The organism is Nonomuraea spiralis (assembly GCF_014648435.1).
Classification (GTDB): Bacteria; Actinomycetota; Actinomycetes; order Streptosporangiales; family Streptosporangiaceae; genus Nonomuraea; species Nonomuraea spiralis.
This window is the reverse complement of the sequence record NZ_BMRC01000001.1, coordinates 323,993-346,247: the sequence shown is the minus strand read 5'-3', so window position 1 is coordinate 346,247 and position 22,255 is coordinate 323,993. Positions and strand designations below refer to the sequence as shown.

General features: G+C 74.8%; 17 protein-coding genes. 14 read left to right on the top strand and 3 right to left on the bottom strand.

The window, feature by feature from the left end; genetic code table 11:
- Nucleotides 1-13: 13 nt before the first annotated feature.
- The 14 genes from IEZ27_RS01550 to IEZ27_RS01485 all read left to right on the top strand — a co-directional run bounded on the left by IEZ27_RS01550 (nt 14) and on the right by IEZ27_RS01485 (nt 19,966).
- Nucleotides 14-3,145 carry a tubulin-like doman-containing protein gene (locus IEZ27_RS01550; protein WP_189645524.1) on the top strand — a complete coding sequence of 1,044 codons (3,132 nt, stop codon included), beginning with the start codon at nt 14-16 and terminating at the stop codon, nt 3,143-3,145.
- The gene (locus tag IEZ27_RS01545; RefSeq protein WP_189645523.1) at nt 3,142-5,337 is read left to right on the top strand and encodes a hypothetical protein; all 2,196 of its coding nucleotides are present in this window, start codon (nt 3,142-3,144) and stop codon (nt 5,335-5,337) included. Before IEZ27_RS01550 ends, IEZ27_RS01545 begins: the two co-directional genes overlap by 4 nt.
- The gene (locus IEZ27_RS01540; protein WP_189645522.1) at nt 5,337-6,347 is read left to right on the top strand and encodes a protein kinase family protein; all 1,011 of its coding nucleotides are present in this window, start codon (nt 5,337-5,339) and stop codon (nt 6,345-6,347) included. The genes IEZ27_RS01545 and IEZ27_RS01540 overlap by 1 nt, the downstream gene beginning before the upstream one ends.
- Nucleotides 6,344-8,137, top strand: a complete 1,794-nt coding sequence (locus tag IEZ27_RS01535) for a TRAFAC clade GTPase domain-containing protein (protein ID WP_189645521.1) — start codon at nt 6,344-6,346, stop codon at nt 8,135-8,137. The genes IEZ27_RS01540 and IEZ27_RS01535 overlap by 4 nt, the downstream gene beginning before the upstream one ends.
- Complete coding sequence (locus IEZ27_RS01530; protein WP_189645520.1) at nt 8,137-9,819, top strand: hypothetical protein; 1,683 nt, start codon at nt 8,137-8,139, stop codon at nt 9,817-9,819. Before IEZ27_RS01535 ends, IEZ27_RS01530 begins: the two co-directional genes overlap by 1 nt.
- A 3-nt stretch (nt 9,820-9,822) precedes the next feature.
- Complete coding sequence (locus IEZ27_RS01525; protein WP_189645519.1) at nt 9,823-10,563, top strand: hypothetical protein; 741 nt, start codon at nt 9,823-9,825, stop codon at nt 10,561-10,563.
- Entirely contained in the window at nt 10,560-12,692 is a 2,133-nt protein-coding gene (locus IEZ27_RS01520; RefSeq protein ID WP_189645518.1) for a hypothetical protein, read from the top strand. The genes IEZ27_RS01525 and IEZ27_RS01520 overlap by 4 nt, the downstream gene beginning before the upstream one ends.
- Nucleotides 12,689-13,993 (top strand): hypothetical protein, encoded by a 1,305-nt coding sequence (locus IEZ27_RS01515; RefSeq protein WP_189645517.1) that lies wholly within the window; start codon nt 12,689-12,691, stop codon nt 13,991-13,993. Before IEZ27_RS01520 ends, IEZ27_RS01515 begins: the two co-directional genes overlap by 4 nt.
- Nucleotides 13,993-14,904 (top strand): protein phosphatase 2C domain-containing protein, encoded by a 912-nt coding sequence (locus tag IEZ27_RS01510; RefSeq protein WP_189645516.1) that lies wholly within the window; start codon nt 13,993-13,995, stop codon nt 14,902-14,904. Before IEZ27_RS01515 ends, IEZ27_RS01510 begins: the two co-directional genes overlap by 1 nt.
- A 31-nt stretch (nt 14,905-14,935) precedes the next feature.
- A complete protein-coding gene (locus IEZ27_RS01505; RefSeq protein WP_189645515.1) occupies nt 14,936-16,045 on the top strand; it encodes a hypothetical protein in 1,110 nt (369 codons plus the stop codon).
- Nucleotides 16,046-16,086: 41 nt separating this feature from the next.
- Nucleotides 16,087-16,782 (top strand): vWA domain-containing protein, encoded by a 696-nt coding sequence (locus IEZ27_RS01500; protein WP_189645514.1) that lies wholly within the window; start codon nt 16,087-16,089, stop codon nt 16,780-16,782.
- Between the two features lie 49 nt (nt 16,783-16,831).
- On the top strand, nt 16,832-18,127 hold the full coding sequence (locus tag IEZ27_RS01495; RefSeq protein ID WP_189645513.1) for a tetratricopeptide repeat protein: 1,296 nt from the start codon (nt 16,832-16,834) through the stop codon (nt 18,125-18,127).
- Nucleotides 18,128-18,142: 15 nt separating this feature from the next.
- On the top strand, nt 18,143-18,847 hold the full coding sequence (locus IEZ27_RS01490; RefSeq protein WP_189645512.1) for a Crp/Fnr family transcriptional regulator: 705 nt from the start codon (nt 18,143-18,145) through the stop codon (nt 18,845-18,847).
- 165 nt (nt 18,848-19,012) lie between these two features.
- On the top strand, nt 19,013-19,966 hold the full coding sequence (locus tag IEZ27_RS01485; protein ID WP_189645511.1) for a tetratricopeptide repeat protein: 954 nt from the start codon (nt 19,013-19,015) through the stop codon (nt 19,964-19,966).
- Here IEZ27_RS01485 and IEZ27_RS01480 read toward each other — a convergent pair.
- The 3 genes from IEZ27_RS01480 to IEZ27_RS01470 form a co-directional block, all read right to left on the bottom strand.
- Nucleotides 19,941-20,492: a Pycsar system effector family protein gene (locus IEZ27_RS01480; RefSeq protein ID WP_189645510.1), complete on the bottom strand. Its 552-nt coding sequence runs from the start codon at nt 20,490-20,492 to the stop codon at nt 19,941-19,943. The genes IEZ27_RS01485 and IEZ27_RS01480 overlap by 26 nt on opposite strands.
- A gap of 60 nt (nt 20,493-20,552) precedes the next feature.
- Nucleotides 20,553-21,122: a GrpB family protein gene (locus IEZ27_RS01475; RefSeq protein WP_221762325.1), complete on the bottom strand. Its 570-nt coding sequence runs from the start codon at nt 21,120-21,122 to the stop codon at nt 20,553-20,555.
- A gap of 198 nt (nt 21,123-21,320) precedes the next feature.
- A complete protein-coding gene (locus IEZ27_RS01470; protein WP_189645509.1) occupies nt 21,321-22,181 on the bottom strand; it encodes a hypothetical protein in 861 nt (286 codons plus the stop codon).
- Nucleotides 22,182-22,255: the final 74 nt, after the last annotated feature.

The following is a 22,255-nucleotide window of genomic DNA, read 5'->3' as shown; positions in this document are numbered from 1 at the left end:
GAGGAGACATCACATGAAGCTCTACCAGCCCCTGCTCTTCGTCGGTCTGGGCGGCACCGGCTGCGCGATCGGCGCCGGTCTGGAACGCCGGCTGCGTGAGGAGATCTGCGGCCCGGACGGCAGCCTCTTCCAGCGCAAACGCGAGGACGCCCAGCGCTACCAGCTGCCGGCCTGCCTGCAGTTCGTCTACGCCGACGTCAACCAGGCCGAGCTGGACCGGCTGCCGCTGAGCGTCGTGCCCGGCCCGAAGCACGTGCGCACGGCGCAGCTCACCGCCCATTACGTACGCGGCCTGGTGCCGCAGGTGGACTCCTACCCCCAGGTGGCGGTGAACCTGCGGCTGGCCGCCGGGGAGGCGGTCCGCGGCTGGCTGCCGCCCAGCCACGGGGAGCCGCGGGTGCTGCCGCTGCAGAAGGGCGCCGGGCAGATGCCGACCGTGGGGCGGGCGGCCCTGTTCGAGACCTTCCGCGACGGCCTCGCCCCCGCGATCCGCGACCTGGACGCGGCCATCGGCAACCTGTCGGGCAACCAGGCGGCCACCGACCTGTTCCGGCTGGCCGACGGCGCCAGGATCAACCCGAGGGCGGTGGACGTCTTCGTGGCGTTCTCCGTCGCCGGGGGCACCGGCGCGGGCATCTTCTACGACTACTTCCACCTGATCAGCAGGCAGTTCCAGGAGACCGACCTCAAGCCGAAGATCTATCCGCTGGTGCTCATGCCCTCCGCCTTCGAGTCGGGCGCGGGCGGCGGCCGGCCGGCCGAGCTCAACGCGGGCCGCGCCCTGCTCGACATGTTCCAGCTCGTGGACCACCAGAACACCGCCGACGCCGTACGGCACCTGCCCGGGTTCGAGGGCGACCAGGCCGATCCGGAGGAGATCGCGGTGCGCTACCCGCTGGAGGGGCGGGTGGCGATGCGGCCGGGTGTCGCCCAGACCGCGTTCCTGTTCTCCCGCCCGACCGGCGCCAAGCCCGGCGACCTGCGGCGTTCGGTCGTGTCGCTGGTGATGTCGCTGATCGGCACCGAGCTGAGCCCGAAGGTCCGCAGCGACGGCGAGCAGCACCAGTCCTTCGCCGACAGTTTCATCAACTCCGTCGGCCAGCGGCAGACCATGGCCGAGAACGGGGTGGGCAACCGCGGGGTGTCCACGGCGCTGGTGACGTCGCTGACCACGCCGGTGGAGGAGCTGGCCGACGTCGTGGCGGGCCGGCTGCTGCGGGCCGGCATCGAGGAGCTGCGCGAGCCGGTCCCGGGTGCGGAGACCAACCGGGCGCTGATCGAGGAGTTCTTCACGCTCTCGCACATCCACCAGCTCTTCGCCCGGCAGCAGGTGGAGTACGCCGAGCCGGGACCGGCCACCGGGGCCCGCGAGGTGCTGGCGGTGCTGGCCGACCGCCTGGCCGCGATGCGGATCGGGCTGAACGAGCTGCGCGCCCAGCTCGACCGGTCCGTACCCGCCATGGTGAGCCAGTTCGACCCGGGCGGCGCGGTGCTCGGGCTGCTCGGCAAGATCGACCCGTTCCGGGTGCGGCGGGTGCTCTTCGGGCACGGCTCGCTGGCCGACCCGGTGGACCAGCTCGGCGTCAAGGGGCTGATGCAGCGCCGCAGCATGCCTCCGCCGCCGCCGCCGGGCTTCCGCGAGATCCCGCCCGCGCTGCCGCAGCTGCGTGACCGTTCGCTCGGCATGGTCAAGGTCAAGTGGACCGACGACGCCCCCGCGGAGGCGCGCCAGGATCAGGACCTCTGGTACAGCTGGCGCAGCCGGGTGTTGTGGACCGAGCCGTGGGCGTCCCAGCACCAGCGGTGGGAGCGGGCGCTCGGCGTGGCCGAGGACCACCTGCGCGCGCTCAACCAGGCCCTGCACGACCTGGCCAGGCAGGATCCCGACCAGTTCAGGGAACGCTCGGAACATCTCTACCGGCCCAGGGTGGGGGTGGTCTTCCACCTGCCCACGGGCAGCCTGGAGCAGTTCTGCCGCAACGCCGTCGTCCGCATCAGGGAACGGCTCATGATCGAGCCGACCGCGGACGACGCCGAGGTGCTGCGGCGGCTGATGGGCCAGGACGGCTGGCGGCGGATCTACCGCCAGTCGATCGAGGCCACGCCGGAACGCGCGGTCCACGAGCTGCGCGAGCGGATCAAGACCGACGTCAAGACGTACCTCCAGGAGGAGACCCAGGGCCGGACGACGCTGCTGCCCAAGCTGCGCGACCTGCTCGACCAGGCGGCCGGGCTGGGCTCGGACCGGCCCCGGTTCGGCGAGGCGGAGCTGGAGGAGTTCCGCAGCCGGCTCACCGGGCTGGTGCCGGCCAACTTCACCCCGCAGGGCACCGGGCCGCTGAAGGTGCTGGTGTCCTACCCGGGCGCCGAGAGCCCGGCCATCGCCTCCTACCTGCGTACGTCGCTGCAGCTTCCCGAGGGACCCGGCATCACCTTCGAGTTCAGCGGCACCACCGCGGAGTCCGTGTCGGTCGTGCTGTTCCGCTCCTCGATGGGCATCACGGACGTCAAGGAGGTCCGGCAGGTGCTGCGGACCTGGGCGGACGCGGTGCACCGGCCGCGCCGGGACGACTTCCTGCCCTGGCGGCAGCGCACCGGCTACGACTTCGGCTACCTGGCCACCCGCGAGGAGCACCGGGTGCGCATCCTGCACCGGCTGCTGTGCGCGATGTGGAACGGCGACGTGCGGGTGCTGGGCGACCCGGCCTCGCCGTCCCAGGCGGAGGTGCGGCTCAACGAGGTGGCCATGTCGCTCGGCCTGAAGGCGCTGGAGGACGCCTCCTCGTGGGGCAGCCTGCTCCAGGCGTACGAGTTGTGGACGCTGGCCGACAACGACGACGCCGCGCGGGTGTTCTGCGCGCAGCTCATGCAGGCGGCGCCGTACAAGCTGGACGAGGGCACGCATCCGCCGTCGAAGTTGTTCGAGCTGGTCGTCGGGATGGCCGCGGAGCAGGTCGACTGCCTGGACCGGATGCTGGTCGAGATCGCCCCGGCGAACCGGGCGCGGGCCCGGATGTTGCGCCGGTTCTGGCACGAGACCCTCCCCGCGGCGATGGCCTTCACGTTCGAGTTGCCGGCCGCCACGCGGGAGAACCTGCACGCCCTGTACGAGGCGTACAAGCGGCGGACGGGAGGCGGCGCGTGAGCGGGCGGGTCGTCCGGCTGAGCCTGCGCGGCCTCGGCGAGGGCGCGGTCGGCGAGGTGGCGGCGCTGCTGTCCGAGGACGGCCGGGAGGACCTGACGTCGCTGCTGGTGGTGGACGACGTCGCGGCCCTGGCCCGGCACCGCAGCGCCTACGAGCTGTTGTTGTCCTCCCGCTACACCGACGAGGTGTTGTGCGTGGTGGTGGGCAGGGCACGGGACGAACCGGGGCGGATCGCGCTGCCGGGCAGCCTGGCGCAGGCGGCCGGGGTGTTGTGGGTGCCCGATCCGTACGGGATCGACTGGCGTGCGGCCGCGGCGGCGCCCGCGGTGCGGCGGGACCGGGCGGAGGGCGCCGAGGCGGGCCTGCTGCGCCTGCTCGACGTGTTGTCGCTGGGCGAGGTGTTCCGCGAGACCCTGCGCGTGGTCGAGAGCATGCCCGGCCTGGTCGCCAACCCGGGCATCAGGCTGGCCTGGACGGGCGAGGGCGGCGGCGACTTCCGCCAGGCGCTCGCCGCCGCCGGCGCCCGCCTGCTGGCTGCCGACGCCGCGAGCGCACGACTGCCGGCCACCGACGTCCCCGAGCCCGCCGCGGCGGCGGCCGGGGAGCCTCCGGCGCGGCCGCTGCGGCCGGTCCCGGACGGTGTGCTGGCGGGCCTGGTGGCCCAGGCGCGGGCGGCCGTGGACGAGGCCGCCACCCTGGGCGACGAGCTGGGCGACGACGTGTCCCTCATGGCCGGGCCGGTGCCCGCCGCGACGGCGGCGACCGTCGCCGGGCAGGCGCTCGGGCTGCTGCGGGAGCGGCTGGAGGAGCTGTTCACGGCGGCCCACAACACGGCCCGGCTCGACGCCGGCCATCGGGCGGCCGTCGCCGCGGCCGGGGTCGTGCCCGGCGAGCCGGAGGAGTTCGACGCGGGCCGCGTCCGCGCCGCGATCGGCCGGTATCTGGACGCCGGGCTGGAGGCCGGCACGCCGCTGCCGCGCCTGATCGAGGGCCTGGACCGGTGGCAGGCCCGGCTCATGCCGCGCGGCAGCCGGTCGCTCGTGCCCAGGTTGCGGGAGGTCTGCCCGGACGCGCTGGTGGCGGGGCTGCGCGAGCCGGAGCCGATGGCGGGCCCGCAGCCGTGGTTGCCGGCCGTGGGCCTGGTGAGCGCGGCGCTGGCCGGGCTCACCCCGTTCGGGGTGGCCAGCGGGCTGGTGATGGCGCTGCTCTGGACGTTGTCGGTCGCGCTGACCGTGCTGCGCGGGCCCGGCGGACGGTTGCGCGGGCACGCCGGCTCCCTCGCCGCGAACGCCGCCGCGTCCGTCGTGGGCGGTGTCGTGGGCGGTGTCGCCGGCGCGGCGCTGGAGGCCGCCGGGGTGCTGCCGCAGCCGATGTGGGCGCTGGTGCTGATCGTGGCGCTGGCCGGCGCGGTGTGGACGGTACGCGGCTCCTGGCGGCGGCGTACGGCGGCCTGGGTGGCGGCGCGCCGGCTCGGCGAGGCCGGGAAGGCGGTCGACGACCTGCTCGCGGTCGCCGGTCTGGCCGTCCGCGAATGGGCGCGGGCGGGGGCGCGGGTCGAGTCCGCCGACGCGGCCGCCCGGGTGAGCGCCGCGCTCGCCCAGGTGGGCGCCGTGGCCGCCGAACGCACCCGCCCGCCGGACGGCTCCGCGGACGACGTCGTCCCCGGGCGGCGGGATCGGCGGGTCGAGCACTTCCTGGCCGGACTGGTGCGGGAGGCGGCCGAGCCGGCGCTGCGCGGGCTGGCCTCCGGTTCGGCCGCCGAGCACGCCGGGCGGGCCGGTGACCGGGCCGCGGAGCTGTTCTCGGTGTGGGAGAAGCACGTCGCCGAGCACGGCATGGACGATCCGCCGCCGTTCGCGACGGAGTGGGCGGTCGAGGCCGGGGGCGTCGCGCCGGAGGAGGACCTGTCGGAGCTGGCGGCGGCCGCGGCGCAGGATCCGTCGGCCGTCATGTGGCAGCTCTGCCTGGCCCGTGACCTGTCGCTGCTGGACGTCGGCGGCGGGCCGCCCGGCGTGGTGCGCTTCGCCCCGCGCCGCTGCCGCGCCGCCATGCGGGAGTCGCTGCCCGCCGGGACGGTGTGGGTGCCCTCGGCGCGGCACGCCGGGACGCTGCGCCTGCTCCCGGTACGGCCGGGCGTCGCCTGCCGGACGTGGGCGGACGAGCCGGAGACCGGGCGGGAGGGCGAGCAGTGATGACCACCCGTCCGGAACCGCCGACGACCCGGCCGGGAACGGTGTTGCGCTTCCGCGACCGCCACGGCGTCCCCGTCGAGGCCACCGTGACCGACCGCCGCGAGGACCCCCTCCAGCCCGCGCCGCCGCTGCGTTCCTGCCTGCTCACCCTGTCCTACGCCGACGGCGGGCGGCACGAGGCCCGCCATGTCGGCCCGGCGGCTCCGGGTCCGGGCGCCGGGTACGACGCGCTCGACAACGAGATCCTGGCGGGGCTGCGGCTGAGCAGGCTCTGCGGGGCGGGGCCGTACCCCTCGGAGGTCTCCCGGCTGATCGGCTACGAGGCGGACGGCGAGCTGCCGTTCGTCCTGCTCGCGCCCTACCGCGGCCGGCCGGTCGGCGGCACGCTGGGCCGGATCCTGCCCAGCGAGAGCCTGCCCTTCCAGCGGAGCCTGCTGACCGGGCTGCGCTGGACGAGCGCCGCCGGGATCGCCCACCGGGCGCTGTCGCCCGAGACGGTCCACTGGGACACCGTGTGCGCGCAGATCACCGGCTTCACCGAGGCCGCACCGGCCGGGACACCCCGGTCGGTGGCGGGCGCGCCGCCGTGGTGGGCGCCCGAGCAGCGGCCCGGCCAGGCCGGCGGCGTGGTGACCGGCGACGACGACGTCTGGGCGGCGGGACGGCTCATCTTCTGCGTGGCGACCGGCCGCGCCCCCGAGCGGGCCGACCTGGCCGACGCCCCACCCGACCTGGCACGCCTGCTCCAGGGTGTCTTCGGCCCGCCGGAGGGGCGTCCGTCGGTGCGCGAGCTGCTGCGGCGGCTGGACGCGGCCGATCCGGTGCCGCGCGGGTTGTCGCCCGACGTCGCGCTGGAGCGGGGCCGGGCCGACTTCTTCGCGCTGCGGGCCCGTAAGCATCCGCAGACCGTGCCCGCGGCCGAGCCGGAGCCCGCTTGGCCGGCCCCCGCGGGCCCCACCATCCCTGATGAGCCGTCCCGGCGCGGACGGCCGTGGAGGCGGCGCAGATGAGCATCCTGCACCAGGTCACCTACGGGTGGCAGCGCCTGGCGACGGGCCCGGCCTTCGGCCCCACGGCCTCCACGCTGGCGCCGGACGAGCTCGGACGGCTCCACCGCCGGGTCGAGCACTGGCTGCGCACCGACCCCGGCGGCTCGTGCGAGGTCAGCCACTTCTACGGCGTCTTCGGCCGGCACGCGGTGCTGGTGCGGCGCGAGCAGCCGCACGGGGAGCACAGCGCGCTCGCCCGGCTGCTGGTGAGCGCGCCCGCGCTGCTCACGCCCCGGCTCGCGCTGGAGGTGCGCGACTGGCAGTGGCTGGGCGTGCAAGGGGAGCGGCTGCTGCCCCTCACGCGGCGCGGCATCGAGCCGTACCGGGTCGGGCTGGCGGCCGAGTCCCGCTCGCCGGAGGCGTTGGCGCAGCTCGTGCCGCTGCTGTCGCACGTGCTGGCCGGTGAGGAGGACCTGATCGAGCTGCCTCCGTCGGAGTGCGCGTACCCGCTGCTGTGGGGGCTGGACGCGATCGTCGGCGGGCTCGTGTCCGACGAGCCGGTACGGACCAACCGGCCGCCGGCCTTCGAGACCTTCGACGACCGGGCCAGGCCGCCCGGCCATCCGGGGCTGTTCATCCGCTTCAGCGAGCGCGCGGGCACGCTTGCCGCGCATCCCGTCTACGACAGCGTCGCGGGCCGGTTGGTCGCCGACTACGCCCGCAGAGCCAACGGAGCGCCCATGCCCTCTTCCCCACCGGCCCGGCCGGCCGCCCCGGCCCCGGCGGGCCCCTTGGTGCCGTGCCCGATCTGCGCCGCCACCCTGACCTGGGACGAGCGCGAGCTCTACCGCTACGACCGCGGCGAGGGCGCGTACGTCACGCTGACGATCCCCGACAGCGCCAGCCCGGCCCAGCGGGCGGTGTCGCGGCGTACGGCCTTCGTCCGCTGCGCGGGACCGGAGGAGGCCGGGCCCGGGGCGGCGCACTACCTCCCGCTCGCCTACGGGCAGCACGGCACGCCGTCGGTCTACGGGTTCGTCGGCGCGACCAACTCCGGCAAGACCCACCTGCTGATCTCCATGATCGCGCAACTGGAGAAGCACGGCCTCGGCCCCGGCCTGAGCCACCAGGCGATCAGCCTGGCGGGCCACCAGAGCCTGGTCGACGAGCAGGTCAGCCCGTTCCTCAACGACTCGCGGGTGGTCGAGCACACCCGGCCGGGGGCCGTCGGCCTGGTGGACATCTTCATGGTGCGCGAGGCGGGCGGCGGGGGGCGCCCGGTCGCGCTGTTCGACGTGGCGGGCGGCGACCTGCTGGAGATCGAGTCGGCGCGCCGCTTCCTCGACGTGGCCGACGGGCTGATCTTCGTGGTGAACGCCGCCGAACTCGGCCGGGACGAGCTCGGCGACCGCACCTTCGCCACCGTGCTGGAGCTCCTGCAGGCGTCGGGCCGCCTGGCGGAGCTGAGCACGGCGATCGTGCTGGGCAAGGCGGACCTGCTGCGCTTCGAGGACCCGATCGCGTCGTGGCTGCGGCAGCCGGACCGGGTGCTGGACCCGGACTCCTCGCTGCGGGAGAGCGCCGACGTCTACGCCTACCTCCAGGCCAGGCACGCCGACGCCTGGACGCGGCCCTACCGGGAATGCCGCCGGGCCACCTTCCACGTGGCCTCGGCGGCCGGCTCGGACACCGTGGCGGACAAGACGTTCGTCCGCGGCGTGCGGCCCTGCCGCGTGCTCAATCCGCTGATCGCCCTCATGGCGATGACCGGCGTGCTCACCTCACCGGAAGCCCGGAGGATCGGAATCTGATGAACGCGACGTCAGTCGACCAGGTCGAGTTCCGCTGGCAGCCGGGCAAGGACTTCGGACCGGTCGCGTACTCCACCGAGGATCCGCGTATCCGTCACGCCGCCCACCTGATCCTGCCGATGGCCACGCTGCCGCAGGGGGTGGCGTCCGGGCATCGCAGCCTGGTCTACCTCGTCCTGCCGGGCGACGGGCTGGCCACGATCATCGAGCGTTCGTCCGACCCCGACGCGGTCGCCCTGTCGGCGGGTTCGCCCCGGGCGGGCGGCGGACGCCATCCCCAGGTGGCGCGCGCGCTGATCGGGCCGTACGCGACGGTGGGCATCGACCTGGCACTCGCGTGCCTGTGGCAGGGACTGGACGCGTTGCGCCTCGGCGACCCGCCCGGCCAGGTGACCTACGGCCGGACGCTGGCCCGGCTCCCGGCCGGTGAGCACGAGGAGCTGCTCCGGGCCTTCCGCGCGCGGGCCGGCAACCGGCCGCAGCCGGTGCGGGGGTTGTCCGCCCTGGTGGCCGCCGTGCTGAGGCAGCCGGAACGGCCTCTCGCGGCCATGCTCCCGGCCGCCGACCTCCAGGCACCCGTCCAGGGCGGTTACCTGAGGGGGCTGCGGTTCACCGCCGCCGTGCTGCTGCGCGGGACGGGCTGCGCCTGGCGGCCGTCGTTCTCCACGTACGAGCCCGCGCAGGGCGACGACCGCGGCGGCCTGCAGCCGCACCTGGTCTTCCGCGCCGCGCACGCGCACGCCGGCGCGCCGCCCACCCAGCCGCGGGAGGAGAACAGGATCGCCCTGTGGGAGGAGGCCGAGGCGCCCGCCGACGAGTGCGCCAGGGTCGCCCGCTGCCTGGTCAGGGCCTATAACGAGCTCGGCGGGACGGGCCTGGCCGAGCGGCTGGGCCCGGTCGTGTCGCAGTACCGCACGCTGGAGGCCCGGCTGGAGGCGACGGCCCTGTCGCTGCGGCAGTACGCCGAGCCGTCCGTGTCGGCCTACGTGTTCCCGGTGCAGCGGCCCGCGCCGCCCGCCGTGCACCGCGTGCCCGGCGCGACCGAGCCGGTGAGCGCCCCGCCCGCCGCCGATGACGGCACGGACGAGACGGACGGCATGGACGGAAAGCTGCTGGCCGAGCTGTACCGGATGTTGCCCACGCAGTACGACGACGGCTTCTTCCAGCTCGTGGAGTGGATCTGCGCCGCCGCCGGCCGCCGGGTGCGGGTGCCGGAGGCGGAGTCGGGGCAGATCGTCGAGTACCTCAACCTCGTCGACTGGTACGCCGACCGGCTGACCGGCCACTACCGGGAGCTGGCGGCCTCGCGGCTGGCCGGCCTGCTGCAACCGCTGCTCGGCACGCGGCTGGACAGCGGGCAGCCGATGCGCTGGCTGGCCGGGCGGCTGTCGCGGGAGGACGGCGCCGGGGTCTGGGCCCGGGCGGGGGCGTTGATCTACGCGCGGCTGTCCGATCCGCGCGAGGCCGCCGTCCTGGCCGACCGGCTGGTGCCCGAGCTGCTGAACCGGCTGGCCGAGCCGCGTCACGAGACGGCCGCGCGCCCGTCCGCGCCGCGTCCCGTCCAGGCGCCGCCCGGTCTGCTTTCCGACGCCTGGCGGCGGCCCGTACGGGTGCCGCGCTGGCTGCTCGGGGGCCTGGTCCTGGCCGTGGTCGTGCTGAGCGCCGCCCTGGCGTGGTGGTGAGCGATGGGCCGCGACTTCGAACGCAGGCTGGTGCTCGCGGTGCGGGCGCACGGCTACGGCACGCGTACGGCCAGGATGCAGGAGCTGATCCGGGAGGGGCTGCGCGGCACGCTGGACGTGGCGGCCGGGCGTGCCCGGCTCGACCGGCCGTCCTGGGGCCGGGCCGGGGAGGTCGGGGGCGAGCTGGCCGTACTGCCGCCCGGCGAGCCCGAGTCGGTGGTCTGCGACGGCTTCGTCCACCAGGTGCGGGCGGCGGTGCGCGAGCACAACCGGCTGACCGCGGCCGACGGGCGGCTGCGGCTGCGCCTGGCGATCCACTTCGGCATGACGGCCGGGGACGCGGCCGGCGGGTTCGCCGGACCGGGCCCGGTGGTGGCCAGGGAACTGGCCGGGTGCGCCGCGGCGCGGGACGTCCTGGAGCGGGGCACGGCCGAGCTGGTCGTGATCATGTCGGCGGGCGTCGTCGAGGACACCGTCGCCGGGCAGCTCACCTCGCTGGAGGAGCGGGACCTGCGCGAGGTGGACGCGGGAGGAGGGCGGCGGGCGTGGTTGTGGCTGCCGGGCGGCGCCCCCTGGCCCGACGCCCCGCCCACTCCCGAGCCCACTTCCGAGCCCGAACCCGCGCCCGAGCCCGGCGCCGCCTCCGGTGGCCGTCCGGCGGGCGGGACGTTCGCGGACGCGCACATCATCGCCGGCCAGGTGGCCGGCCGCGACATCAACAACCACTTCGGAGACAGGGCATGAGTGACAAGGAACCGCCGAACCCCGAGGAGCCGAAGACCCCGGACCCTCAGGGCTCCGACAACGATCCGGAGCCCGGCGAGCGCGGCGAGCGCAAGCCGCACGACCTGGGCCGCGAGATCTCCGCCAGGGCCGCCACCCCCGGCGTCGTCCAGGACCGGCTGGGCACCGAGGCGGACGCCTTCTCCAGCTTCGGCGGCGCGAACGTGCGCGCCGGCCAGGCGGCCGGCCGGGACCTCTACATCAACTACCACGCGGTGTCGGCGGCCAGGGACGCGCCGCGCGTGTGGCAGCTGGGCCCGGCCGACCTGGAGCACGCCGACAAGCGGTTCGTCACCCCGGCGGAATTCGGCGACCTGGTCGAGGCGGCCGGCGCGCGCCGGGTGTTGTTCATCCGCGCCGACCCCGGCAGCGGCAAGTGCATGGCGGCCACCAGGCTCCTGCTCGGCTGCGCGACCGTCTACCGGCTGCACGCCGGCACCAGGCTGAGCGCGCTCACCTCCGACGTACTGGCCAAGGGGTGCGGCTACATCCTGGCCGACCTGCCGGGCGCCGCCTGCCGTCAGCTCACCGCCGACGACCTCGACCAGCTGGCCGACGTGTTCGAACGTGCCGACGCGCGGCTGATCGTGACCATGTCGGCCGGTGGCCGGATCACCGGCGCCGGGGTCGGCGCGCTGGTCATGGAGCTGGGCCAGGTGACCGACCGGGTGGAGGTCTTCTTCCGCCACCTGAGCCGCGACCTCGACGACGAGGCCGTCGAGCAGGTGTTCGGCGACCGGGCGATGATGGACCTGCTGCGGAGCGAGCTGGCCAAGAACTCCTCCCCAGGGCACGCCGCGCTGATCGCGACGTACGCCGCGGAGGCGTACAAGGCGGGCGAGCCGCTGGCCGAGACCGTGGGCGACCGGCTGGCGATGCTGGACGCGGCCGAGTTCGAGAGGTGGGCCGAGGCGCTGCCGGACCTGCCCACGCAGAGCATGGCGGTGGCCGTCGCGGTGCTGGGCGGCGAGCCGTACGAGACGGTGTCGGCCGCGGCCGAGCTGATGCGCGAGAGCCTGGAGCCGGAGCGGCCGCTGCAGAGCGCGGAGCCGGCCAGGGACGCCCCGCTGGTCGCCCGCAAGCGGGCCAGGCTGCGGGCGCTGCGCGCCCACGTGGTCCGCGCGACGGTGGAGACCCGGCACGGCGGCGCGCCCACCGAGGCCGTGCGCTACCGCGACCCGGGCTTCCAGCAGAAGTACCTGCTCTACTTCTGGAACGAGTACGACCAGGCGCGCCCCACCCTGCTGGCCTGGCTGCGCGTGTGCGCGCGGCACGAGCTGGAGTCGGTCCGGGTGCGCGCGGCGGTCGCCACCGGCGTGCTCGGCGCCCGGTCCTTCGACCACGTCCGGGCCCTGGTGATCAGGCCGTGGGCGGAGGGCGACGATCCCGACCTGCGGGACGCCGCCGCGCGGGCCCTGCGCCACGCCGCCATGGCCGACCCGGACCTCGGGCCGCCCGTACGGAACCTGGTGCGCGCCTGGTCGGCGGACGAGTCGCCGCAGTTGCAGGCGACCGCGGCCCGGTGCTGGCGGATCGAGTACGACGCGGCCGGCCCCGCCGCGGCCATGAAGGCCCTGGAGGAGCTGACCGCCTCCGCCGACCTGGGCGTGATGACGGCGATCTGCAACAGCCTCACCGAGATGTGGGAGGTCGACGGCGAACGCCTGGAGGCGCCCGCGCTCCTGCTGGCCTGGCTCGGCAAGAGCTCGCGCAAGCCGATCGCGCGCCTGGCGTTCCTGCTGGCCGCGGCCGACCTGGTGCGCCAGGTCTCCGGCGTCACCTGGCCGGCGCTGCTCTACATCGCCACGCGGGATCCCGTACGGCATCGGGAGATCGCCTCGCTGTGGCGGGACGCCGTCACCGCCCCCCACCTGAACCCGCACGCCAAGGAGATCCTCGCCGAGTGGGCCCACAGCGTGGACGCCCACCCCCTGGCCCGCAGGTCCTTCGCCCGTCTCATGGAGGCGGTCGCGGAGACCCCGCGCAGCGCCACGATCCTGGCCCACGAGGCCGGCAAGTGGGCCAAGGGGTCACGTCCCGCGCCCGCCGCCGCCGCGGAGGTCCTCCGCCTCGTCCGAGAAGAGAGATGACCGCAGTGAACCAGCCCATGCCTCCCCAGCCGCTGCCCGGGAACGGAGCCGTGCCGCAGCACCAGCCGGTGCAGCCGGGCCCGGTCATCCCGCAGGACTACCCGGCCGGGATGACCGGCCCCCTCCCCCAGGGCCCGCCGGTGCCCCCGCACTCGCGCAGTCCACGCGAGCACCTGCCCCGGCGCGCCGCCGAGGACATCTGGGGCCCGCCCGCCCCGAAGCCGGTGCCGCTCATCCTCCTCGAACAGCAGACCCAGGTGGCGGGCCGCGCGCCCATCCAGCCCGGACGGGCGCTGCTCTACAGCGACGACTCCGGCCAGGTCGTCCATCTGGCCAAGCCGCCCGGCATCTTCGGACGTCGCTACCGCTGGCGGTACGAGGTGGACATGGCCGACCATTACAGCGCCCTGTACCTGGAGGTGGCCAGCAGGTCCAGGGCCGCCAGGTTCCGGCTGAGGATCGACGTGGGATGGCGGGTCAGCGATCCGGTCACGATCGTGACGTCCCGGATCCAGGACGGCAACGCGCTGGTGCAGTCGCGGATCCGCGAGGCGGTCTCGCCGATCTGCCGGGACTTCGACATCACCCGGGACGCCGACCTGGAACGGCAGCTGATGATCGACTTCGGTCACGACCGGGTGCAGCACTATCCCGTGGAGGGCATCTCGCTGTTCCGCTTCGCCGTGCAGGTCAGCCACGACCGCAAGGCCGCCGGCTGGATGGCCGCCCAGGCGGACGCCCGGATCGAGGGGCAGCTTGAGGCCGAGGGCATCACCGGGCTGCGGCACCAGATCACCTCCGAGGACGACCTGATGCTGCTGCTGCTCCACCGTGCGCCCGAGCGGGTCGCCGACGTGATCGGCGACATCCGCAAGCGCAAGGAGCTGAGCATGCAGGCCCGGATCGACCTGTTCAACAAGCTCGTGGACAACGACATGATCCAGGAAGCGGAGATGGAGACGATCCGCAAGCTGATCATCGAGCCCATCGAGGGCATCGCCAGTGCGGCGCCGATCGGGGCGTTCGGCATCGAGCAGATCGGCCCGCGGGAGCCGCGGCACGCCCTCCAGCCGCCTCCCCCGGCGGCGGACGTCCCCGGCGGTCGGGACGATGCGGAGGACGTGCACCCGTCGCAGGTCGTGCCCGGGTCGGTGGACAACGTCACCGGCTGGCACCCGGCCCCCTGGCAACGCGGCCGCCACAGCGACGCCCGTCCCACCGCCAACGGCCACAAGGACGGCCATGGCGACGGCTACGGCGACGGTTTCGACGGCGGTCCGCACGTCGTCGGGGAGCCCTGATGCTCTGGCCGTTCCGCAGGTCCCGGCCTCCGGCCGCCGTCCCGGCCTCGGCCCCGGGCGCCACCCGTTCCCACCCTGGGACGGTGCCGGCGGCCAGGGGGCGGGGGGTGCCCGCGGCGCGGCTGCCCTGGCGGTTGCCGGACGAACCGGCCCTGGCCGGGATCGCCGCGGACGCCGTCAGCGTCGGTGACCTGACCGTACGGGCGGTGTCGCTGGTGGGCCCGGGTCATCGGTGCGCGGAGCCCGCCGTGCCCAGGCAGGACGCCTACCGCCTGGGACGGGACACCGCCAAGCGCCACCTCATCGTGGCCCTCGCGGACGGCATGTCCGACAGCAGGCAGTCCCACCTCGGCGCGAACGTGGCGGTCACCGCCCTGGTCGGCCGGGTCAGGGCGGACCTGGACCGCGGCGGCCCCCTGCGCGCCCCCGATGTCTTCCTCGACGCGGCCCGCCAGATGGCCGGGTCGGCCGTACGGCACGGCGTCACCGAGCACGACGTGCGGGCGGCGGCGCTGGTGGCCGTCGTCCCGGTGAGCCCCGGCCCCGGCGGGCATCGTACGGCCAGGTTGATGGCGCTGGCGGACGTCGGCGGCTGGCTCCGGCTGCCCGGGGGCTGGCGGCGGCTGATCGGTGAGGAGAAGGCGGGGCTCGACGCTGGCCGGCTGACCGAGTTCCTGCCCTTCCACCCCGACCAGGTCACGAGCGTCACCGTCGAGCTCGCGCCGCGCGCGGTGCTGGCGCTGGCCACCGACGGGCTGGGGGACGTGCTGGCGGGCGATCCCCTGGCGCGCTGGTTCGCCGGCCGGTGGAGCGCGCCGCCGCACATCGCCGAGTTCCTGGGGGACGTCGGCTTCGAGTCCCCCGGCCGGCTCGACGACCGCACCGCCGTCGTCGTGTGGTGCGCCTCATGAACGGGACGCCTGAGAACGGGAGGTGCGGGTCGTGAGGGCGTGGTCGGACAGCCCGTTCGAGGCCGTCACGCCGCTTCGCGAGGTCGCCGCGCGCGGAACGGTGATCGCCGCCGAGAACGGTGAGTCGGAGATCGTCTACGAGTGCGCGGACCATCCGGGCTGGCTGGTGAAGCTCTACCGTCCGGGGCGCCCGGCCGAGGCCGCCGGCGTGCTGGAACGGCTGATCGCGCTGCCTGCCGGGATGCCCGCGGACGACCGGGCGCTGGTCGACCGGAGTGTCTGCTGGCCGGTCACCCGGGTCGTGGACGGCGCCAGGACGGCCGGGGTCGTCATCGCCAGGGCGCCGGCGGAGTTCAGCGTGCCGATGCGGATGATCTCCGGGTCGACGACGGTCCGCCTCCTTGAGGTCGACCATCTCGTCCAGTCCGATCCGGCGTTCTTCGCCCGGCGCGGCTGGGAGGCGCCCGGCCCGGCCGAGCGGCTGTCGGTCGCGCGCAACCTGGCGGCGGTCGGCGCCCTGCTGGAACGGCACGACGTCGTCTACGGCGACTGGTCCTACGCCAACGCCTTCTGGACGCGCCGCAGCGGCCGGGTGTTCGTCATCGACGTGGACTCGTGCGGGCTGTCCGACCGGCCGTGGGTGGAGTCCAAGATGTGGGACGACCCGCGCGTGGCGCCCGGTGACCGGCTGACCGTCCGTACGGACCGGTACAAGCTGGCCGTGCTGATCCTGCGCTGCCTGACCGGGGTGCGGGGGCCGGATCCGGAGGCGGCGCACGCCGCGCTGCCGTCGGCCGTACGCGACGGGCCGCTCGGCCGTGCGCTGCACCGGTCGCTGACCGCCGCCGACCCGGCGCTGCGCCCGCCGGTCGCCGACCTGCTGCCCCTGCTGGAGGCGGCGCATCCGGACCAGTTCGTCCGCGTCCCCGCCCCGCGCCCGCCGCACAGCCCGGTCACGGGCACCCCCCGCGACCGGCCCACCCCACCCGAACACCGGCCACCCCCGCCCGAGCACCGGACCGCGCCGCCCATCGGCGGGGCCTTCAGGCCGGAGCGGCTGCTGCCCGTGGTGATCGTGGCCTGCCTCGCCGTCCTGGTCCTGCTCGCCGGCGCCGGGCTCGTGGCGTCCCTGTTCGCCTGAGCCGGTCCGCCGTCCCCAATGTCATCAGATGTGGAGCCACCGTGAACGATCCGAGCCCCGCCAGGGCCCACGCCGGCCCGCAGGGCCTGCCCACCTACCTGGTGCTCGACGTGTCGAAGTCCATGAAGCCGCACGAGAGCCTGCTCAACCGCACCCTTGAGGACATCGTCAACACGCTCTACTCCAGCCCCCGCGTGTCCGAGTTCGTCCACCTGTCGATCCTCACCTTCAGCACCAGGCCGCACGTGGTGCTCGCGATGACGGAGATCTCGGGGCTGACCGGCCTGCCGGTCGTGGAGTGCCGCGGGTCCACGTACTTCGGACCGCTGTTCGAGACGCTGCGCGACCGCATCGAGCTCGACCTGTCCGGGCTGACCACGCGGGGGGTGCGTCCGCTGCGGCCGGTGGTGTTCCTGCTGACCGACGGCGCGCCCGCCGACAACCCCGCGCAGCGGTGGGTCGACGCGTTCGAGGCGCTGACCGACCCGCGGTGGCGTCCGCACCCGCACGTCATCACCTACGGGTTCGGCGAGGCGGTCGAGGCGGTGCTCCGGCGTATGGCCACGGTGGCGGCGTTCATCGCCGAGCCCGGCGCGGCGACCGACACCGAGGCGATCACCTCCGCGCTGAACACCATGCTCAACTCTCTGGTGGCCACGGCCGCCGGCGACGCGCTGCAGATCCCCGAGCGGGTCGCCGGGTTCCGCGAGGTCCCCCTTGACCACGTCGAGTTCTGATGACGTGGCGTGCTGACGGGCCGTGTCCCCGGCCGGACGGGAGGCTCGTGTGGACGGCGTGTGCGTGACCGCCGGCGTGGACGGGCGCGCCCCCGGGCCGGCCGCCGTACGGGCCCGGCTCGGGACGGCGCTGGCCGCCGCGTTCGGCGCCGCCTCGCGGTTCGGTGGCCGGCCCGTGCACGAGGCCGCCTCCGAGCCTGCGGACGAGGCCGCCGCCCACGGCGTGCATCTGCTGCTGCCCGGCGGCGCCGACTCGGCGGCCGTGCTCCCCCGCCTGCTGCGGGAGGTCAGGGCCGCGCTCGACGAGGCCAACCGCGGCCGCGGGCCCGGGGTCCGGCTCCGGCTGGCGCTGGCCCGCGGGCTGGTCCTGCCGCCGGGGATCGCGGGTCACGCCGTGGCCGAGTGCCTGCGCCTGCTGGACAGCGAGGCGGTCGGGGCCGCGGCGGACGGCGCCCCTGCGACGGACCTGACCGTGGTCGCCTCGGACTCCTTCTTCCAGAGCGTGGTGGTCGGGGGGCTCCTGGAGCACCGTCCCGAGGACTACCGTCCCGTCCGGCTCGGCCGCGGCGCGCTCTCGGTCGCCTGGCTGCACGCCCCCGGCCGGGGGGCCGCCGCCGCCTCGGGGCCGTCCCGCCCGCCGGCCGGGGAGCTGGCGGCGCGGGCCGGGCTGCTGCTGGGGCGGGGCGAGTACCGGCAGGCGATCCTCGACCTGGAGGAGGCGCTGCGGCTGCTGCCCGGCGCGGACGGCCCGGACGCCGAGGAGTCGCTGCTGCGGCTCGGCGACTGCCACCGGCGGCTCGGCGACGTCGAGGCCGCGGCCCAGACGTGGACGTTCCTGCTGGCCCGCAGGCCGCTGTGCGCGGCCGCGTGCCAGCGGCTCGGGCGCCTGGAGCTCGAACGCAACCATACGCACCGCGCGCTGGTCTACCTCACCGAGGGGCTGCGCCTGGTCCGGGCCCGTCCCGAGCCGTCGGCGAAGGCGGCCAGGCTGACCTGCGCGCTGTTGCTGGACCTGTCGTGCGTACGCAGCGCGCTGGGCGACCTCGCCGTCGCCGACGCCTTTCTCAACGAGGCGGCCGAGGCCGATCCCCGCAGTGTCCTGCCTCTGGTGTCGCTGGCGTTCCGCGCGGCCCGGCGCAGGGACCTCCAGACGGCCCGGCGGCTGCTGGGCACCGCCCTGATCCGGGTTTCCGGCGAGGACAGAAAGGACTTCCTCCGGGAAGTTTGCACAGGTGCCGCATCCTGGGAGGGCGGCGACGTCATAATCAAGGTTCTCCAGGAGAACGGCCTGGATCCGACGCCATCCCCCTGGACGACGCACGCCCCCCGACCCCCACCCGCGTGACCCGAGGTGATGCGCATGCCTCCTGACCTGTGGCCCAGGACCTCCTTCCTCGGCGCGCTGGACGGGCCGACCCGCAACGCGCTGTTGCGGCTGGGCCGCGTCAAGACGTACGGCTCGGGGCAGGCCGTGGTCCACCAGGGCGATCCGGGCGAGGCGGTCTTCCTGCTGCTCACCGGCCGGGTCAACGTGCACGCCACGGTCGAGAACGGCGCGGAGACCCTGCTCGCCATCCGCCATCCCGGCGACATCCTGGGCGAGATGGCGGTGTTCGGCGACATGCCGCGTACGGCCACGGTGACCGTACGGGTGCCGGCGACCCTGCTGGTGGTGGCCGGGGAGGCGTTCAAGCACTTCGTCGGCACGCAGCCGCGGGCCGCGGTGGCCCTGACCGCCAACACCGCCGAGCGGCTGCGGCAGGCCAACATCTTCCGCGCGGACGCGGCCGGCTACGAGGTGGACCAGCGGCTCGCCCGCGCCGTGCTCTACCAGGTGCAGCGCTCGGCCAGCGTGGTGGGCGGCCATTGGGCCGCCGACCTGCGCCAGGCCGAGCTGGCCATGCTCATCGGCGCGAAGGAGGGAACGGTGCAGAAGGCCATCGCCGCCATGAAGGAGCTGGTCGTCAGCCGGCGCGGCCGGGTGGTCATCCTGGACGTGGCCGGGCTGGCCGCGCTGGCCGACATGGACGCCCCGGACCACCTCCTCGGCACTCCCCCACGATGAGCGCCGGCGGGGGCGGCCCGGGGCCCGTCCCGCCGGCCCCTGTGCGGCGGGACGGGGTCCCCACCAGGATCGCCGCTGTCCCGGCCGCCTTCCCCGCACCAGTAGGGGTTGGCGGTCGCGGGGCCCCCGGACAATGACCTCGACCGCCGACCGGAGAGGAAGCACATGTCATCGCCGCGAAGAGTGCTCTGCGGAGCCGTCGACATCAAGGGCTGGAGCGGACGGCCCGTGCCCGAGCAGATCCGCGCCCAGCAGAGCCTGGTCACGGTCGTGTACGCGGCCTGCCGCGCCGCCGGGCTGCCCGAGGAGATCGTGCAGAGCAGCGGCGACGGCGTGCTGATCATGCCGCCGAGCGACATCGACGAGACGGCGGTGATCCCCGAGCTGGTGCACGGGCTGACCGTCGCGCTGCGGCAGGAGAACCGGCTGCTGAGCGACGGCGCGCGGATCCGGCTGCGGTTGTCGCTGACCAACGGCGTGGTGTCCACCGGCCCCACGGGGTTCAGCGGCCCGGCGATCATCGAGTGCTTCCGGCTGCTCGACGCCCCCGCGGTCAAGTCCGTACTGGTGGACCATCCGGTGGCCGAGCTGGCGGTGATCGTCTCCGACCACCTCTACCAGGACGTGATCCGGCACGGCTTCCGTTCCCTGCGTCCCGACGAGTTCTGGAAGGTGGACGGCTCGATCCGGGACCGCGACTTCTCGGCGACCGCTTGGGTGTGGGTGTCGGACCGTACGCCTGCCGGCCGGTCCGGTCCGGCGCGGGAGGGCGGGGCCTCCGGCGGGGTCGCCTCGCTGGAGGAGTTGTTGCGGACCCGGCCGGGCCCCTCGCCCTCCACCCTGCTGCGGCTGGGCCGCGCCCAGGCCGACGCGGGCGAGGCGGAGGCGGCGCGGCTGACCTTCACGTACCTCATCGACCACGCGCCGCAGGAGGCCACGGCCTATGTGGAGCTCGGCCGGCTGGAACGGCTGGCGGGCCGGCCCGCCGCCGCCCGGCACTACCTGGCGGCGGGGGCCGAGCTCCTGGACGACGGCGGGCTGCTGGCCCGGCTGGTACGGGAGCTGCTGGAGCTGCCGCCCGGCCCGGCGGCGGTCAGAGGTTCTGCACCACCGCGATGACGGCCGTGACGGTGAGCATCGCCAGGCCGGCCAGCAGCGCGCCGAGCGCCACACCGGCCCAGCGGTACTTCTTCTCCGCCACCCGGGAGTTGGCCCACACCTGGTGGGCGATGGCGGGCACGAGCGCGTCCGGCCGGCCCACCAGCCCGCCGAGCTCGCCCACGTACGTCTCGGGGCGGGTGCCGAAGCGCGTGGCGACGTGGTGGTAGTGCAGCGGGTTGGTGGGCTCGCTGCGCACCCTGGGGATCAGGGCCAGCGCGGCGGCGACGGCGGCGACGGCGACGGCCAGCGCGCAGGCCCCGGCCGTGAGACCGAAGGCCGCGCTGACCCGGGGCACGCCCCTGATGAGCGTGTAGACGACGCCTCCGACGACCCCCGCCGAGGCCAGGGTGAGTCCCGCCTTGGTCTCGGCGTGCTTGACCAGGTCCATGACGAGCGTGAGCGTCTTCCAGGCGTCGTCGGCGCCCGGCCCGGCCTGCGGCGCGACGGGCAGGAGGGGAGGCTTCCTGACGGGGGCGCGTTTCATGGGCACGTCCCCGAGGAGGAGCGGGCACGTCCGCCGGGGCTTCGGAGGCGCGGCACGGCTCTAGGTCACTTTCCAGCCGGTACGGGCCGCCCAGTCCTCGGCCGTCGCGACGACCAGGTCGACGACCGGGTTCTTCGTCTCGGTGTAGGCCGCGTTGCCGGTCACCGCCTCGGCCAGGGCCCGCTTGAACGCCGCGTAGGCGGGCACGGCCGCCGGATGGGCGCGGAACCAGTCGCGGAACAGCAGGGCGAACCGTTCGCCGGGGCCTCCGGCCTGGCGGATGTGCAGGTTGACGTCGGGACCGGTGTGGCCGCGGCGCATCCAGAGCCGCTTGCGCCACATCTCGGGCGGCCCGGCCGAGCCCGCCGGGACGTGGTCGTGGAAGTAGGTGGTGTCGGCGAAGCCCAGCGGGGGCAGCGCCGCCGCCAGTGCCGCCTCGGCGGCGTCGAGGTCGGGCACGCTCACCTGGAGGTCGAAGATCGGCTTGGCGTCCATGCCGGGGATGGAGGTGCCGCCGATGTGCTCCACCCGGAGCGCCGGCGGCGTCAGCGCGTCGAGCAGCCCGGCGGCGAGCGCTTTTCCGGCGGATTCCCAGTCAGGATTATTCCTCGCGATGTCCACGCTAGGCACAGGGCAATTGTATCGCCATATTCGCGGCCAACCTAGAGGCTCTTTGTCGCGCCATTGATATTTGTCAGCGAATCACGTTCGCACCCTTGTGACCTGGGGTTTCTCTCGCCTTAATGGCCCGGCGGGAGAGCGGCCGACAGCCCGCGGGAACGATTTCCCGGCGGGCCTGTTCGGCGTTGCGAAATCAATTCACGACGGTCATGAGACCGAGCGGTGCAGCGCGGCCGTCAGGTCGGTGACACGCTTGACGGAAGCGCTCCACGTGCTGCCCGCCGGGTGCGCGGTGAGCACCGCCATGACGAGGCGGTCGCCGGCGCCGGCCAGGCCCGTCGTGTGCAGCACGGGCCGCCCGTAGTCGGGCACGCCCGAGCCGGTGGCGCGCTGCGCGATCCACGAGACGGGCGCGGCCATGGACTTGGCGTCGCACTTGCCCGGCGGCGTCGCGCCGAACCCGGACCAGCCCTGCTTGACCGCCCACGGCCGGGGCACCGCGCGGGGGATGCCGAAGGTCTGGTCGAAGCCGTCGGTGCCGCACGGCGTGGAGGCGCGCAGGTGGCCGAGGATGAGGTCGCGTACCCGGGCGTCGGCGCTGTCGAGCAGGTAGCGGTAGGTGCGCACGACGTCGTACGCGCTGAGCGAGGTGTAGCCCCAGAAGCCGGGCTTGGAGGCGGGCGGCGGGGTGGTGTCGGACAGGCCCAGTTTGCGGGCCGTCCGCACGATGATCTGGCCCTTGCCGCCGCGGTCCCAGAACGCCGAGGCCGCGTCGTCGTCGCTGGAGCGCAGCATGACCTTCAGCAGCCGGGCGTCGGCCGCGGGCACGCTCTTGCGCCGTTCCAGGTAGTCGATGGCGATGAGGATCTTCACGACCGAGGCCGAGCGGAACTTGCGGTGGGCGTACCTGGTGGCGACGATCTTGCCGGCCTTCCTGTCGAACACCACCCATGCCGCCGTGGTGCCCGCGGGCACCGGGATCGGCCGGGCGACCGCGGCGTGGGCGGGCGTGGCCAGGGCGACGAAGGGGACGACCGCCGCCACGGCGGCCATGGGCTTGATTCGCACCCGCCTATAACTACCAGATTGCGCCGTCCGCCTCTTGACCGTCAAACGAAAGCGGGTATAAACACAGGAGAACC

Excerpts from the sequence above, each read along its gene's own strand:
- IEZ27_RS01550 (WP_189645524.1), top strand. The coding sequence starts at position 14 with ATGAAGCTCTACCAGCCCCTGCTCTTCGTCGGTCTGGGCGGCACCGGC.
- IEZ27_RS01540 (WP_189645522.1), top strand. The coding sequence starts at position 5,337 with ATGACCACCCGTCCGGAACCGCCGACGACCCGGCCGGGAACGGTGTTG.
- IEZ27_RS01535 (WP_189645521.1), top strand. The coding sequence starts at position 6,344 with ATGAGCATCCTGCACCAGGTCACCTACGGGTGGCAGCGCCTGGCGACG.
- IEZ27_RS01530 (WP_189645520.1), top strand. The coding sequence starts at position 8,137 with ATGAACGCGACGTCAGTCGACCAGGTCGAGTTCCGCTGGCAGCCGGGC.
- IEZ27_RS01525 (WP_189645519.1), top strand. The coding sequence starts at position 9,823 with ATGGGCCGCGACTTCGAACGCAGGCTGGTGCTCGCGGTGCGGGCGCAC.
- IEZ27_RS01520 (WP_189645518.1), top strand. The coding sequence starts at position 10,560 with ATGAGTGACAAGGAACCGCCGAACCCCGAGGAGCCGAAGACCCCGGAC.
- IEZ27_RS01515 (WP_189645517.1), top strand. The coding sequence starts at position 12,689 with ATGACCGCAGTGAACCAGCCCATGCCTCCCCAGCCGCTGCCCGGGAAC.
- IEZ27_RS01510 (WP_189645516.1), top strand. The coding sequence starts at position 13,993 with ATGCTCTGGCCGTTCCGCAGGTCCCGGCCTCCGGCCGCCGTCCCGGCC.
- IEZ27_RS01490 (WP_189645512.1), top strand. The coding sequence starts at position 18,143 with ATGCCTCCTGACCTGTGGCCCAGGACCTCCTTCCTCGGCGCGCTGGAC.
- IEZ27_RS01485 (WP_189645511.1), top strand. The coding sequence starts at position 19,013 with ATGTCATCGCCGCGAAGAGTGCTCTGCGGAGCCGTCGACATCAAGGGC.
- IEZ27_RS01480 (WP_189645510.1), bottom strand. The coding sequence starts at position 20,492 with ATGAAACGCGCCCCCGTCAGGAAGCCTCCCCTCCTGCCCGTCGCGCCG.